Annotated in this window: 12 protein-coding genes; 10 read left to right on the top strand and 2 right to left on the bottom strand. The window is 35.7% G+C overall.

Going from position 1 to position 15382, the window contains the following annotated elements; all coding sequences use genetic code 11:
* The first annotated feature begins 55 nt into the window (after positions 1-55).
* The 4 genes from RV04_RS06850 to pflB all read left to right on the top strand — a co-directional run bounded on the left by RV04_RS06850 (position 56) and on the right by pflB (position 6798).
* A complete protein-coding gene (locus RV04_RS06850; RefSeq protein ID WP_071857734.1) occupies positions 56-1369 on the top strand; it encodes an NCS2 family permease in 1314 nt (437 codons plus the stop codon).
* A 281-nt stretch (positions 1370-1650) separates the two neighbouring features.
* Positions 1651-2355, top strand: a complete 705-nt coding sequence (locus RV04_RS06845) for a helix-turn-helix domain-containing protein (RefSeq protein WP_071857733.1) — start codon at positions 1651-1653, stop codon at positions 2353-2355.
* Positions 2356-3285: 930 nt separating this feature from the next.
* Positions 3286-3984, top strand: a complete 699-nt coding sequence (locus tag RV04_RS06840; protein WP_071857915.1) for a helix-turn-helix domain-containing protein — start codon at positions 3286-3288, stop codon at positions 3982-3984.
* A gap of 516 nt (positions 3985-4500) precedes the next feature.
* Positions 4501-6798, top strand: a complete 2298-nt coding sequence (gene pflB, locus RV04_RS06835) for a formate C-acetyltransferase (protein ID WP_071857732.1) — start codon at positions 4501-4503, stop codon at positions 6796-6798.
* Positions 6799-6935: 137 nt separating this feature from the next.
* On the opposite strand, the gene RV04_RS06830 is transcribed toward pflB, so the two are convergent.
* Positions 6936-7592: a Crp/Fnr family transcriptional regulator gene (locus RV04_RS06830; protein ID WP_071857731.1), complete on the bottom strand. Its 657-nt coding sequence runs from the start codon at positions 7590-7592 to the stop codon at positions 6936-6938.
* Between the two features lie 271 nt (positions 7593-7863).
* Here RV04_RS06830 and RV04_RS06825 point away from each other — a divergent pair, with 271 nt between their 5' ends.
* Both RV04_RS06825 and RV04_RS06820 read left to right on the top strand, forming a co-directional pair.
* Positions 7864-8151: a hypothetical protein gene (locus tag RV04_RS06825; protein WP_071857730.1), complete on the top strand. Its 288-nt coding sequence runs from the start codon at positions 7864-7866 to the stop codon at positions 8149-8151.
* A 13-nt stretch (positions 8152-8164) separates the two neighbouring features.
* Positions 8165-9361 carry an MFS transporter gene (locus RV04_RS06820; RefSeq protein WP_071857729.1) on the top strand — a complete coding sequence of 399 codons (1197 nt, stop codon included), beginning with the start codon at positions 8165-8167 and terminating at the stop codon, positions 9359-9361.
* Positions 9362-9410: 49 nt separating this feature from the next.
* Here the strand turns inward: RV04_RS06820 and RV04_RS06815 are convergent, their stop codons facing one another.
* A complete protein-coding gene (locus RV04_RS06815) occupies positions 9411-10229 on the bottom strand; it encodes a hypothetical protein (protein ID WP_071857728.1) in 819 nt (272 codons plus the stop codon).
* A 273-nt stretch (positions 10230-10502) separates the two neighbouring features.
* On the opposite strand from RV04_RS06815, the gene RV04_RS06810 reads away from it, so the two are divergent.
* The 4 genes from RV04_RS06810 (at position 10503) to RV04_RS06795 (ending at position 15260) form a co-directional block, all read left to right on the top strand.
* Positions 10503-11549: an aspartate-semialdehyde dehydrogenase gene (locus tag RV04_RS06810; protein ID WP_071857727.1), complete on the top strand. Its 1047-nt coding sequence runs from the start codon at positions 10503-10505 to the stop codon at positions 11547-11549.
* A gap of 189 nt (positions 11550-11738) precedes the next feature.
* The gene (locus tag RV04_RS06805; protein WP_071857726.1) at positions 11739-13418 is read left to right on the top strand and encodes a ribonuclease J; all 1680 of its coding nucleotides are present in this window, start codon (positions 11739-11741) and stop codon (positions 13416-13418) included.
* A gap of 121 nt (positions 13419-13539) precedes the next feature.
* A complete protein-coding gene (locus RV04_RS06800; protein ID WP_071857725.1) occupies positions 13540-13734 on the top strand; it encodes an MJ0042-type zinc finger domain-containing protein in 195 nt (64 codons plus the stop codon).
* Positions 13735-13832: 98 nt separating this feature from the next.
* On the top strand, positions 13833-15260 hold the full coding sequence (locus RV04_RS06795; protein WP_071857724.1) for an MFS transporter: 1428 nt from the start codon (positions 13833-13835) through the stop codon (positions 15258-15260).
* The last annotated feature ends 122 nt before the right edge of the window (positions 15261-15382 follow it).

Genomic DNA, 15382 nt, shown 5'->3' with positions numbered 1-15382 from the left:
TTAGAAAAAAAATGATTATTTTACGAACATTATTCAGATTATAGGGGGAAGATTCATGAAAGGGAAAATTAATTCCTATTTTGAACTTGAAAAATTGAATACAACAGTAAAAAGAGAAATTTTGGCCGGCTTCACTACCTTTATTTCAATGGCCTACATTCTTTTTGTTAATCCTAGCGTACTAGGTGCATCAGGAATGAATGAAGGCGCCGTGTTTACAGCCACTGCCTTGGCAAGTGCTTTAGGGTGTATATTGATGGGTGTTCTAGCGCGCTATCCAATCGCTACTGCTCCAGCATTAGGAATCAATGCCTTCTTTTCTTATTCCGTCTGTATCGGTATGGGGATTCGTTGGGAAACAGCTTTAGCTGGTGTTTTTGTTGCTTCGTTGATTTTTATTTTGATTACAATCTTTAAATTACGTGAATTGATTATTGATGCTATTCCAGCTGATCTAAAATATGCGATTTCAGGTGGTATCGGCTTATTCATTGCTTTCCTTGGATTAAGTGAAGGTGGAATCATCGTGGCCAATAAATCCACTTTAGTCGGTTTGGGTTCCATGAATACTGGCTCAACGTGGTTAACTGTTTTTGGCTTAATCGTGACAGCTATCTTAATGGTTCGGCGTGTACCGGGTGGAATTTTTATTGGAATGGTTGCAACAACTTTATTAGGATTAGTAACCGGCTTGATTGATGTTCCAACACATATCGTTTCAGCAGCTCCTAGTTTGAAACCGACCTTTTTGGTTGCTTTAAAACATGTAAAAGATATCAACACACTGCAATTATGGGTGGTCGTATTGACATTCTTATTAGTAACATTCTTTGATACGGCAGGGACATTAGTTGGGTTAGCAAATCAAGCTGGCTTTATGAAGGATAATAAAATGCCGCGTGTCGGTAAAGCGTTAGCTTCTGACTCAACTGCAATGCTAGCTGGTTCATTATTAGGTACATCTCCAGTTGGAGCATTCGTCGAATCATCTGCGGGGATCGCAGTTGGTGGACGTTCAGGATTAACGGCGATCACAACGGGGGTATTCTTTATTTTCGGATTATTCTTTTCTCCATTATTATCTGTAGTTACTTCCCAAGTTACAGCACCAGCTTTGATTATGGTAGGCGTCTTGATGGCTCAGTCGTTACGTCAAATCAATTGGGGAGAATTAGAAATTGCGATTCCTTCTTTCTTGATTTTGATTGGGATGCCTTTAACTTACAGCATCTCAGATGGGATTGCCTTAGGCTTTATCTTTTATCCAATCACAATGATTGCTGCTAAACGTGGGAAAGAAGTATCGATTATTATGTATGCTTTATTCTTCGTCTTCATTGGCTTCATGTGGATCTTAAATGTAAAATAAAGAAATCTATAAAAGCTATTTGATTCTCTCTTAGTAGAATCAAATAGCTTTTTATGTATAAATTAATTAGTTCAGCAATATTTATACATAAATAGTCGATATTCAATTGACCTTGAGCTATCATCATATTATAATTATCTTTGAAAATAACTTTTTTTTTATTTTAATGACAAATAAACTTATCATTTGTATGGTGTAATTGAAAAATATGTATTTATTAACATATGACAAGTGATTTTTGGAATTTATCTAAAAATTTAGCTTTAAAGAGAGGGAAAAATATGCGACTATTACTTTTGACAAAGGTACCTTTATATGAAGAGCGTTTCGAACTTCAATTAAAACAATTAGGAAATGAAGTTTATTGTTCTAGTAATGTGGTAGAAATGATAAAAAAAGAAGTGATTACTCCACAATTTATCAATCAATTCGAAGGAATCATCTTTAGCGAAACATTATATGATAATGAAACGAATGAACTAGTTCAACAACTGCCACAAGGAGATTTTAAACTTTTTCGTCGAGCAGTGGAAACAACTTGTGGAGATGAAATAAATGCTAGCTTTGATGCTTGTATTCCTATCGGAGCAAGTCTAGAAAGATTAAGAGAATTATTAGTAGTTGCAGAAGTTTTTCATCTATCTTTTCAAGATGCGGATAGAGCGCAACAAATATCTGTTAAACAAAAATTGTCGAATATGAATTTGAAACTTAAACAAAAAGAAATAGTCTACTATTTGATCAAGTCTGGGGATCGCACAGTTCCACGTGAAGAAATCAGTCGACAAATCTGGGAAAAAGCACCAACAAAATCTGTCTTAGCTAGTTTGTCAAAAGTCGTCTCAAAAGTGAATGAAAAACTCCAAGGAGAATTTGGGGATGAAGCGATTCAAACTGTTTGGGGACAAGGTTATCGATTAAATAAAAAGATTTTTGATTATATTGAAAATGATGTAATTGAATTAGGCAACGTTGGAATTCAATAAAGTAATTTAACTATATTAAGATGAAGTCATCAAGTCCTTAGTCGACTAAGGATTGTAATGACTTCACTTTTTTATTTATAGCAGGGATTGATACATGAAAAATGATTCTTAATGAAATAAGATAAAAAGGTTGAGAACCTTCACTAAATATTTACTTAAACAGAAGGTCTTTTAAGCGATCGTATTAGTAATTTTCAGACCACGATAGTTGGCTATGAAATTAAAGACAAAATACGAAATCATTTTAAGAAATAAAAAAATGTATAAAAAAACAAAAATATAGAATAAGCAAGTCGTAAAATCATAAAGCGTTTCATCTAAAATTAGTGGTAAGTTTGATTTTAAATCAAGCGAACTAAAAAATACTTATTACATAGTGGTTTTCTTAGATATTACAAAAAAATAGGGAGTTCCTATTTGAAATAATAGCTAAAAAAATTCGTTTAGCCAAAAGTATCTTAAAAAAAAGGTTTTATTAAATGTTAATAAATCATTGATATGTTATAAAAGATATTTTATAATTTTTTTAAATCGTTAGTCATCAAAGTATAAATATTTATTTTTCAAATTAAAATAATATTTAATGCCATTAATGTTCAATAGGATTATTTTTTTTAGAAGTTAATATAACTTAAGTTGTATTTGGATGATTCCAAATTTTATCTTGATTTTTGAATGAATAGAAATAAAAGCGTTTTCTGGCTAGCGGTTAATATTAGAAACGTTAAAAAGAAACATTTCTGAGATCAAAAAAAGTGGTACTAGAAAAAATGATGGGATAGTGAAAGCCAAAAGTACCGCGGTGCTAGATGTAACGAAGAATTATCAAGGCTGCTAATTAAATAAATTGGTCTATCTAGTGGTACTTTAGCTGTTTTTAGAATAGTAGATATAAAATGAATGGGATTAAAGGTGGGGGAGTGATTGGGATTGAAAAAAGTAATTATTTTAACTAGAAATATTATCATTGAACAAGATTTTCAGAATGAGTTGCAACGTTTAGATTACGAAGTATTTGTTTTAAAAGAATTTTACGATGGAGATCGGCCTCAGTATTTTGAAGATATTTTGTCATTATTTGATATCGTGATCTTTAGTGAAACCTTGACCAATCAAGAATTTAACGAGATTCTACCAATCGTCGTCGAAAAAGAGCTGCACTATCTTCGCCGAACGGATGAACCTCTTCCAACAATTGACGACAATCATTGTCTATCTATTGACTGTTCAATGACTGAATTAAGAGAGTTTTTATTGATGAGTGACACACGAGAAAGAGCAACTGATTCCATCACAAAGGGATTAATGAGACAATCTGAAATGAAAAAGCAAGACTTAGTTCTGCTGTATAGTTCATTGAATAATATTGAAAAAAAAATTATCAATGCTTTAGCAGAAAGTGACGGAAAGATCATATCTAGAGATGAGCTCTGCAACAGAGTCTGGAATGATACCGTTAGTAAATCCCGATTAGTCCAGATGTCGACTGCTGTCGGTAATATCCGAAAAAAAATAGCACATGCTCATATTGATAATGTGCGAATCATTACTTACTGGGGAAATGGGTATCGTTTGCATGATATCCCAAGTGGTTTAATCAAAGAACATGTCGAAGAATATAGTATGTAAAAATAAAGAGACGAAGACGAACGTGTTTTCTACGTTTGTCTTCGTCTCTTTGGTGTTAAATAGTACCTAGAAATCTGATTCTTCGACCGTTTCAGAAGAGCCTTTAAACTAAAAATATCCATTGGCTATCTTTGATTCCAATTGCTTGAATAAAACCAACATTTAGCACAATTTCTTTGGAGCAAAAAAATTTTTTATCGGAACCGACGCTTCTTTATGAGAAAATATATTTTTTTCTTTTTACAGCAAGTACTGTATTAGTCTGCTGTTTTTCAATTGAGTGTAACTGATAAAGTTGGTTTAATCAGATTAACTATTTTGAAAAGAAATCATTAGTTACTATTTTTATAACTGTTATAGTTTAAACTGTAACAGTGTTTTATCAACATTAAAATAATCGCCATTATTTTACAATTATTAACAGCTTTAAAAGTAAAAAAAGCCCTTTCTTTAAAAAGATTCCTCTGTTATAATCACTTTAAATATTGTGAAACAATTATACAAAGGAGTGTTATTATGACTACTAATACAATGGATAAAACTGTTAAACAAGCAACGAACCCTTGGGAAGGTTTTAACGAAGGTCGTTGGCAACATGAAGTAAATACACTTGATTTTATCAAACGTAATTATACAGAGTATAAAGGTGACGACAGCTTTTTAGCAGAAGCTGCTCCAAGTACAGAAAAGTTATGGGATAAACTTCAAGAACTCTTTGAAGTGCAACATAAAAAGAATGGCGTTTACGATATGGATACGAATATCCCAGCAACGATCACGTCTCATGAGCCAGGATACTTGATCAAAGATGAAGAAAAAATCGTTGGTCTACAAACGGATGTTCCATTAAAACAAGCATTTATGCCGTATGGCGGTATCAACATGGCGAATAAAGCCTTAGAATCAAATGGCTATGAAGTAGATGATGAGATGTCATTTATCTTTAACAAATGGCGCAAAACACATAACCAAGGTGTATTCGATGCTTATACAGATGAAATGCGCTTGGCCCGTAAAAATAAAATCATTACAGGTTTACCGGATGCCTATGGCCGTGGCCGTATCATTGGTGACTACCGTCGTGTAGCATTATACGGAATCGACTTTTTGATGGCACAAAAGAAAAAAGATTGGAAAAATGTCGGCAGCAAAGTAATGACTAATGATGTTATCCAATTACGTGAAGAAGTTTCTGAACAATATCGTGCTCTAGCGGATATGAAAGAAATGGCTGCAAGCTATGGTTATGATATCTCTCAACCAGCTAGCAATGCGCAAGAAGCAATCCAATGGTTGTACTTTGGTTACTTAGCGGCTATCAAATCACAAAATGGTGCAGCTATGTCGATCGGACGCATTTCAGCTTTCTTAGATATCTATATCCAACGTGATTTAGAGCGCGGCGTGATTACAGAAGATGAAGCACAAGAATTGATTGATCATTTAATCATGAAATTACGGATGGTTAAATTTGCTCGTACACCTGAATACAATCAATTATTCTCTGGCTATCCGATCTGGGCAACATTGTCATTAGCTGGTATGAACATGGATGGTTCTTCATTAGTCACAAAAAATGATTTCCGCATCCTTCATACATTGACAAATATGGGACCATCACCAGAACCAAACTTAACAGTATTGTATTCTTCAAAATTACCAGAAGGCTTCCGTACTTATGCGGCAAAAGTTGCGAAAGAGAGCTCTTCGATTCAATTAGAAAATGATGACTTATTACGTCAACACTGGGGTTCAGACGATACGGCGATCGCTTGCTGTGTGTCGGCGACTGTAATCGGAAAAGATATGCAGTTCTTTGGGGCTCGTGCCAACTTAGCAAAAGCAGTTCTTTATGCGATCAATGGTGGCGTAGATGAAATGACAAAAATGCAAGTGGGCCCGCGCTTCCGTCCAATAGAAGGCGATAGCATTGATTTCGACCAATTTATGGATAGCTACAAAGATGTTTTAGACTGGTTAGCTGAACTTTATGTGAATACGTTGAATGTGATTCATTACATGCATGATAAATATGCCTATGAAGCACCACAATTAGCATTGATGGATACTGATTTAAAACGTACTTTTGCAACTGGGATTGCGGGGATTTCTCATGCAGCGGATTCATTGATGGCGATCAAACATGGAAATGTAAAAGTTGTTCGTGATGAGAATGGATTAGCCATCGATTATGTTCCACAAAATGAATTTCCGACTTATGGAAATGATAACGATGAAGCCGATGAAATGGCGAACTGGATCTTAGAATACTTTATGACACAAATCAAACGTCAACATACGTATCGCGATTCAACACCAACATTGTCATTATTAACAATCACTTCAAACGTCGTTTATGGAAAAAATACAGGGAATACACCAGATGGCCGTCGTGCAGGGAAACCATTGGCACCAGGCGCGAACCCAAGTTATCAAGATGGCAAATTCCTAGGCGAGAAAAATGGTTTATTAGCGTCGTTGAATTCAACAGCTAAATTAAACTACTCTTGTGCACAAGATGGAATTTCTGATACACAAACGATCAATCCTGGCGCGTTAGGCCGCACAGATGATGAAGAAATGCAGATTGATAATTTACGTCAAGTCTTAGATGGCTACTTTGATAAGGGTGGGTACCACTTAAATGTCAATGTCTTCGGTCGTGAGTTGCTAGAAGAAATGGATAAAGATATCGACAATCCAAAATATGCCAACTTTACGATCCGTGTTTCTGGTTATGCGGTTAAATTCCGTGATTTGACGCCGGAACAACGTCGTGATGTTATCTCTCGTACAGACCATACAAGAATGTAAGCTTAAAAAAAACTAAAACCCTCATGGGTTTTAGTTTTTTTGTATCAAAAGACACGGTATCTTTTTTTGAAGAGATCAGTTAGGAGCTGAATTGTAAATAAAGACCTATCAGAAAATTGCTGATAGGTCTTTTAAAATTAAAAAATAATATTATCTTTAATAAGTTCAATATTTTTAATAAAAATTTTTCGGTCATGCATTTGGATCGCACCACATTCTTTTAGCTGATGCATGATTCGGCTAACACTGCTGGCAGCATTGATGCCGCAAAAATGAGCAAGATCTTCATTCGTAACAACAAAATCGATCAAAACACCGTCTTCGAATTCGACACCGAATTTATCGTATAAATCATAAATCTGCGTGCAGACAGCACCAAATTTTCCGTTCATCAACATTTGCTGGGTTCGTTTCATTGATTTGAGTAAACGTTCACGATAATAGTTCTTAACGTAAATTTGAAGATCGATGTTTTGATTGATATCTTTCCAAAATTCGACCCGATCAATTTGATAAAGTTCTGCTGTTTCCGATTCGACTCGAATATTGAAAGGGGCATCGATGAATTGTGAATACTCATCCTTTAACAAAGAAACGACTTCCAAATCTGTAATATATTCTAAATTAAATTCACGCCCATCTCGAGAAATGACGCTTGTTTTGATAACTCCATTTTTTAAAATATAGACATGGTGATCTTGAATTCCTTCATAGAGAATATATTTCTTGTAGTCTTTCGTGACGACAGGGAATTTTTTTTGTTCTAAGTAGTCTGTTAAGGCCGTATTATCCAATTTATCATTGTTCCTTCCGCAATATATTTGAATTCATAGCTATTTTATCATAATCACTCATTCACATGGATAAAAAATATATGTCAAAAGGATAGTAACAAATGTTACACCTCTTTTCTACTAAAAATCCATAATTCAAATTTATATCTCCTTTTTTTATTATAAAAGACGATTTCGCGATTTGTTTATATCCGTATAATCAATCAAGTAAGTCAAACAAACCAAATAGTCTAGTGAATAGAAAATTTGGAACTAATAGGAGTGGTTATTTATGAAAAAATGGACAAGCGCAATGATCGAACGGTTAGAATCAGCTTACAAGGTACGGTTTGAAAAGGAAGCGGTATTGGTCTTTCTAAATGATGCCTACCAAAATGCGTTGATGCTTAGAAAAGATTACGCGCAAACAGATAAAACACTAGATGATTTTTTGGCGGAATTTGACTACACGCGGGATTTATTCGTTAGTCAAGCAGTGGATCGTTATCCATCAAACTACAATAAAGTCGCAGAGAAAATTTCTAAGTTAAAGAAATTAAATGAGAGTATCGCATATTAATTGAGAGTGGGTAATGACAATCAAGGAAGAAGAAAAGTTATTCAATAAAGGATTTATCACCATTACGATCATCAACTTTATCGTATTTTTAGTTTACTATTGTTTTGTCGTAATTACGGCAAAATATGCTACACAAAGTTTAGGCGCAACGACAGCCCAAGCTGGTCTTGCTGTCGGTATTTATATCATCGGAACCCTATTAGCTCGTTTATACGTAGGGAAAAAATTGGAATTATTCGGTCGCCGAGCAGTACTGAGGTATGGCGCATTATTTTATTTGATCACTACCGCTGGGTATTTAGTAAGTACAAATATTTTTATTTTAGATAGTGTTCGCTTTTTGAATGGTTTTTGTTATGGAGCTGTTTCGACAGCAGCCAATGCAATTGTTACGGCATATATTCCAGAATCAAAATATGGCGAAGGTATCAATTATTATGGATTGAGTACTAGTTTAGCTGCTGCAATCGGTCCGTTCATTGGGTTATTGCTGTTACCGATTTTAGGATTTAAAGCGATTATTATTATTGCTGTCATCTTAGCTTTCGTTACGATGATTGCTTGCTTCGGGTTTAAAGTTGAAAATATCGTTTTAACAGATGAACATCGAGCAAGAATCAATAAATTCAGTCTTGAAAGTTTTATAGAGCTGAAGGTATTATTTATTGCTGCAATCGCCTTTTTAATCGGTATTGCATATTCTAGCGTCTTAGGTTTCATCTCGATTTATGCGGATGAATTACATTTAGTTACTGCCGGTGCATTCTTCTTTGTTGTGTATGCATTAGTCGTTACAGTGACACGTCCGATGTCAGGGAAAATTTTTGATAAATATGGTGAAAACGCGGTTATGTATCCAAGCTTTATTTGTTTAACAATTGGCTTAATTTTGTTAGCTGTTACTCAAAATGCACCAGTATTACTGATTGCTGGAGCTTTTGTAGGTCTAGGATATGGAACATTTATGGCTAATGGTCAAGCTGTTACATTAAAATTGGTAGAGCAAGAACGTATCGGCGTTGCCTTATCGACTTACTTTATCGGCTTAGATTTAGGATTAGGTGTGGGTCCGTACTTATTAGGTGCTATTAAAGGACTCCTAGGGACTTATCAACATATCTATATTTTCTGCGCAGTGATTCCGATTATTGTCGCTGTTTTATATATGATTTTCTATCACCCAAATAAAAAATTGAAAATGAATCATTAAAATGATAAAAAAAACCTTGCCTCCTCAGTGAATAGGAAGCAAGGTTTTTTTATACGTGAATCAGTCGATCATTAATTTGTTTTTCAAAATGGTTATTTTGATTAATTGCAGCGTAATAATTTGCTTGTTTCAATAATTCGAGTTGCTGAGCAGGTTCTGATTGTGCGATGGCTTTTTCAAAAAACAATTCTTCCAAACCCTCTGTGATATTAATTTCTAATAGCGTTTGGATCCCCTCGTCGCACAAGTCATTGACTTGCTGATATTGCCCTTTTTGAGCAAAAAAACGAGCTGCTTGGCAGTAAGACAGTCCTAATTCTTTTGGATGCATCATATTTTCCTCCACTTGTTCAGCGCGCTCAAAAAAAATACGCGCCCTTTTTTTTTCTTGATTAGCTTGGTAGCAAGTTGCTAAGCCTTTTAATACTAAAAGTTCATAACGTTTTTCTTCATTTAAAAAGGTAGATGCGCGTTGAAAATAATGTACGGCTTTTTGTGTATCTTGCCTATAAAATAAGGTTGCATAGGCACGGAAATAAAAGAGATGTCCGACTATTCGTGTATTCTCATAATTTATCCTATTTCCAAAAGTATCTAATAAAAAGAGAATCGCTGAAAACTCTTGCCGCAAATGCAAACAACGAATGATATGCAACATAAAAACTTCTGATGATAACGTCGCTTTGCTGAAGGCCTTATGATAAGGAACCTCTAAGCGTTGGCAAAGATCTAAAATAATTTCTAAGATCCCCTCGTTTTTTTGTTCAATCATCATTAGATCATCAGAAGAACAAATAAATTTGAGATCTTCATAGGTCAATTGTTGTGCTTCGCGTTGTTGTCTAATAATCGATCCGTTAGCTCTCATGAATGGCCTCCTATAAATAACGCTTACAAACTAATTCTAAATGTTTTATTAAAAATTAACAACAAATATACTGGATAAAAATCTTTTTTTTACTATTTTTTTAACAAAATACTCGTTATATTTAAAATATAATTTAAATTAAAACCTGTAATTTAAAAACATTTTTAGTAGATAATATAAATATGCAAAGTTATTAAATGGATATTTAGGCGCTTGTATTTCTAAAATTATATGATAAAATATTTAAAAATATGAAACGAAAGAGTGATTACGATGAGAAAAATGAATGTTGCAATCGTGGGTGCTACGGGTGCTGTAGGAACACAAATGATCAAGCTATTAGAAAGTAGTTCGCTACCTTTAGGGAACGTCAAATTTCTAACTTCTAAGCGTTCTGCGGGCAAGCAACTTTCATTTAAAGGTGCGTCAAAAACAATTGAAGAATTGGTTCCTGAATCATTTGAAGGAATCGATCTTGCTTTATTCTCTGCTGGTGGGGGGATCTCTGCTGAATTTGCTCCTGAAGCGGTCAAACGTGGCGCAATCGTGGTTGATAACACAAGTCATTTTCGAATGGACCCAGAAGTTCCATTGGTCGTACCTGAAGTAAACCCTGAAGCGTTGCGCTCACATAAAGGGATTATTGCAAATCCAAATTGTTCAACGATTCAGATGATGGTCGCTTTAGAGCCGATTCGACAGGCATTTGGCTTGAAACGTGTGATCGTATCTACTTATCAAGCCGTATCTGGAGCTGGAAATCAAGCGATGGAAGAATTAAAACAGCAGACCAGAGATTACTTAGCTGACAAACCCGTCGATCAGTGGCAGATGGAGATCTTGCCATGTGGTGGAGATAAAAAACATTATCCATTAGCCTTTAATGCCTTGCCGCAAATCGATGTTTTTGCAGAAGCGGGCTATACCTATGAAGAGTGGAAAATGATCAACGAGACCAAGAAAATCATGGAAGACGACACAATCAAAGTTTCTGCGACCTGTGTGCGGATTCCAGTAATGAGCGGACATTCAGAGTCGATTTATATTGAAACTGAAAAAGTTGCGAGCGTTGCTGAAATTCAAACGTTGATCACTAACGCTCCGGGGGCAGTACTAGAGGATGATCCTAGTCAGCAAATTTATCCGCAAGCGATCAACAGTGTCGGTAGAAAAGAAACTTTTGTCGGCCGAATCCGGAAAGATCCAGATGAAGAAGTCGGTGTACATTTATGGGTCGTTTCAGATAATCTTTTAAAAGGTGCCGCATGGAATTCAATACAAATCGCTGAAAAAATGTATGAAATGAATCTATTTGATTAAAGAAATAGTCTAAGGCAGGATTTGCTTTAGGCTTTTTCTTTTTCTGCGCGATCCGTGGTTTTTCAATCGATGGTTTTTCATTAAAAATCATGTATAATAGCTAGTGAGTATAAAAGCACAGATCGTACTGATCACGGGATCTGAGTAAGCTGAATATAATAGATAAAAATAATTAGCGAGGTGTATATTTTGAGTACAATCAAAATCATTCCCTTCGGCGGTGTACGTGAAAATGGTAAAAACATGTATGCAGTGGAAGTGGATAACGATATTTTTGTCCTAGACTGTGGACTAAAGTATCCAGAAAATGAACTATTAGGAATCGATGTTGTGATTCCAGATTTTACCTATTTGATAGAAAATAAAGAACGTGTAGCAGGTGTCTTTTTGACACATGGCCATGCCGATGCTATTGGTGCGTTGCCATACTTAGTTTCTAAAGTAGCAGTTCCAGTTTTTGGAACTGAATTGACTGTGGAGCTAGCAAAGCTAACGGTCAATCAAAATGATGACAGCAAAGGGTTCAAAGATTTCCATGTGATTGATGAACATACAGAAATCGATTTTGGAACAGCGTTGATCAGTTTCTTCCGCACGACCCATACGATTCCAGATTCTGTCGGAATCAGTTTGAAAACGGATGAAGGAACGATTGTCTATACGGGTGATTTCAAATTTGATCCGACAGCGATCCCGATGTATGCGACGAACTATCGTCGTCTAGCTGAGGTTGGTTCAGAAGGTGTCTTAGCATTATTAAGTTCTTCTTCAAATGCCGAAAATCCGATCCAAGTAGCCTCAGAACAAGAAATTGCTGATGAAGTCTACGATACGATCAATGAATGGCCTGGCAGGATCATTGTTGCCAGTGTTGCCAGTAATTTACAACGAGTTCAACAAGTCTTGAATGCTGCAGAAAAAGCCAAACGTAAAGTGGTACTGACTGGTCAAGATTTAGATCGTATTTTAAAAACAGCGATGCGTTTGAAAAAATTGGAAGTACCAGAAGATATTTTGATTACTGTTAAGGAAATGAAAAAATATCAACCCGAAGAGTTACTGATTTTAGAAACGGGCCGAATGGGTGAACCGATCAAGTCATTACAAAAAATGGCCAATCGGTCACACCGTAACCTGAAAATTGAAGATGGTGATTTAGTTTATATCACGACTACGCCAACGATCGCGATGGAAACGACTGTCGCAAAGACAGAAGATATGATCTATCGTGCTGGTGGAGTAGTGAAGAGTATTTCAGAAAATCTACGTGTATCAGGCCATGCCAATCCGCGTGACCTACAATTGATGATGAAATTTATGTCACCTAAATATTTTATTCCCGTTCAAGGTGAATATCGTCAGTTAGCGGCACATGCCCATTTAGCGAATGAATTAGGGATGCCATTCAAAGATATCTTTATTACTGGTCGTGGAGATGTCTTAGAATATAAAAACAAACACATGAGTGCTGCGGGCAGTGTGCCTGCTGATAACATCATGATTGATGGTATCGGTGTGGGTGATATTGGTAATATTGTTTTACGTGATCGTAAAGTGTTGTCAGACGACGGGATCTTCGTGGTCGTTGTGACGATCGATCGTAAATTGAAAAAAATTGTTTCGGCACCGCAAATTACTTCACGAGGATTTGTTTATATCAAAGCTAGCCGTGATTTGATTAAAGAAAGTGCGGAAACAACTAGCGAAATCGTGGAAAAACATTTGCATTCAGATGATTTTGAATGGAGCAAATTAAAACAAGATATTCGTGATCAATTAAGTCGTTACTTATTTGAACAAACGAAACGTCGTCCAGTGATTCTTCCGGTTATTATGGAAGCCAATCAACGTCGCGGCCGCCGCAAATAAATCCTAAAAGCTCCGCGAACGATTTTTTCGTTTGCGGAGTTTTTTCAATAGTTATCATTCTGTTTTTTGATAAAAATAGAGTATGATAAATAGAGAAGCAAATGTAGAGAGGGTTGGTCATATGTTAGAAAAACCATTGAAATGTCCAAATTGTGGTACGCATTTTTTTGTAGAAGAAGTATTGAACGTTGAGGATCATCCAAAAGACAATATGCCGATTGAATGTCCAAATTGTCACCATGTCTATGAAAAGAGAATCTCAAATGGCTATTTTACAACATTCGAAGATGGAAAAAATGGTAAATATATGAAATAAGCGAGGGATCTTTCCTCGTTTTTATTTTGGGTTGCTTTTTTATCGATCTATCCGCTAGAATAGCTATGGCTTATTTATATAGTGGAAGGAAGTTTTACATGAAAAGTTATCAAGAAAACCCAGAGGTCCAAAAAAATCGCTGGTGGATCTTAGTCTCAGTTGCAATGTTTACCTTTATGTCTACATTAGATTCGAGTATTGTTAATATTGCTCTGCCGACGATTTCTAAAGATTTAGTTGTACCGATGAATAAAGCAGAATGGGTCGTGTCCATCTATCTGATGGTCGTCTGTGCGTGCCTGCTCCTTTTTGGAAAAGTCGGAGATAGTTTTGGGAAAATTCGAGTTTATCGGATTGGAACAGTTATTTTTACAGTAGGTTCTTTATTGTGTGGCTTTAATCATTCATTGGCGATGCTTCTTTTTGGACGGGTGGTTCAAGGCATCGGAGCTAGCATGACGATGGCTACCAATACAGGTATCACAACAGAGGTATTCCCAATGAGCGAACGTGGAAGAGCATTAGGAGCAGTGGGCGCTTTTGTATCTTTAGGAGCGATTGCCGGTCCTGGTATTGGTGGATTGATCTTAGCGCATTTTTCTTGGTCGTATATTTTTTGGATCAATGTTCCAATCGGGATCTTAACGATTTTGATTGGCGAGAAATTTTTACCCAAAGATATCACGATGTCGAAAAAGAAAATCGACTGGTTGGGTTTTGTTACTTTTGCAGTAACGATCATGAGCTTTTTTGGCGCGATTTTTATCGGTCAAGAAGTGGGATATATCCATACCGTTCCATTGGTATTATTAGTTATTGCGATCGTCTTTTTTGTTGTATTTATCCAAGTCGAAAAACGCAAAGAAAATCCATTGCTAGTGTTTGACATCTTAAAAAACAAAATGTTTACGATGAGTTTGCTGACAGCATTGTTGATTTTTTCAGCCAATTTTTTTGTGAATGTCGTCATACCGTTCTATTTACAAAATGCACGGGGCTTAACGGCTAGTTATGCTGGTTTACTGATGATGGTCTTCCCTTTTTTAATGGTGATTGGTTCCCCTTTAAGTGGGTATTTGACTGATAAAATCGGTCCACAAAGATTGGTTTTATTAGGTTTGACTTTATTGTCTATTGCACAATTGTTGTATGTATTTATGAATCAAACGAGCCCTATTTGGTATTATGTCTTAGCGACAGCAATCATGGGCTTCGGAAATGCCTTATTCCAATCACCTAATAACACAATCGTGATGAGCAGTGTCGAAAAGGACAATTTAGGTGTTGCTGGAAGTATGAATTCTTTTGCTCGTAATTTAGGAATGGTGATTGGGATTGCGTTGGCAACGACGATTTTGTATAGTGGAATGTCTGTGGCCTACGGTCAACGTGTGACAACTTATATAGAAGGTCGTCCAGATATATTTATCTTTGGTATGCGCGTGACATTTGTTGTTTCATTGATACTATGTGTGTTTGGCTTCATCCTTTCTTTGGTACGGTTTAGAAAAAAAGCTGTGAACTAAAAATTAATGCCTATATTAGTACAAAAGAAGTCACTTGTTACGTGTATGGTAACGGTTGACTTCTTTTTTTTGTAACACTCTGTTATACTAGTTTTGCTAAGCTGTACTACTATGATAAATAG

The sequence above is a fragment of the Enterococcus hermanniensis genome (genome assembly GCF_001885945.1).
GTDB classification, from domain to species: Bacteria; Bacillota; Bacilli; order Lactobacillales; family Enterococcaceae; genus Enterococcus_A; species Enterococcus_A hermanniensis.
Note: the sequence above shows the minus strand (reverse complement) of the source record. Positions and strands in the feature narration are given on the sequence as shown.

What these genes read in the sequence shown, in the direction of transcription:
- RV04_RS06850 (WP_071857734.1), top strand. Translation starts at nt 56, where the DNA reads ATGAAAGGGAAAATTAATTCCTATTTTGAACTTGAAAAATTGAATACA.
- RV04_RS06845 (WP_071857733.1), top strand. Translation starts at nt 1,651, where the DNA reads ATGCGACTATTACTTTTGACAAAGGTACCTTTATATGAAGAGCGTTTC.
- pflB (WP_071857732.1), top strand. Translation starts at nt 4,501, where the DNA reads ATGACTACTAATACAATGGATAAAACTGTTAAACAAGCAACGAACCCT.
- RV04_RS06825 (WP_071857730.1), top strand. Translation starts at nt 7,864, where the DNA reads ATGAAAAAATGGACAAGCGCAATGATCGAACGGTTAGAATCAGCTTAC.
- RV04_RS06820 (WP_071857729.1), top strand. Translation starts at nt 8,165, where the DNA reads ATGACAATCAAGGAAGAAGAAAAGTTATTCAATAAAGGATTTATCACC.
- RV04_RS06815 (WP_071857728.1), bottom strand. Translation starts at nt 10,229, where the DNA reads ATGAGAGCTAACGGATCGATTATTAGACAACAACGCGAAGCACAACAA.
- RV04_RS06810 (WP_071857727.1), top strand. Translation starts at nt 10,503, where the DNA reads ATGAGAAAAATGAATGTTGCAATCGTGGGTGCTACGGGTGCTGTAGGA.
- RV04_RS06800 (WP_071857725.1), top strand. Translation starts at nt 13,540, where the DNA reads ATGTTAGAAAAACCATTGAAATGTCCAAATTGTGGTACGCATTTTTTT.
- RV04_RS06795 (WP_071857724.1), top strand. Translation starts at nt 13,833, where the DNA reads ATGAAAAGTTATCAAGAAAACCCAGAGGTCCAAAAAAATCGCTGGTGG.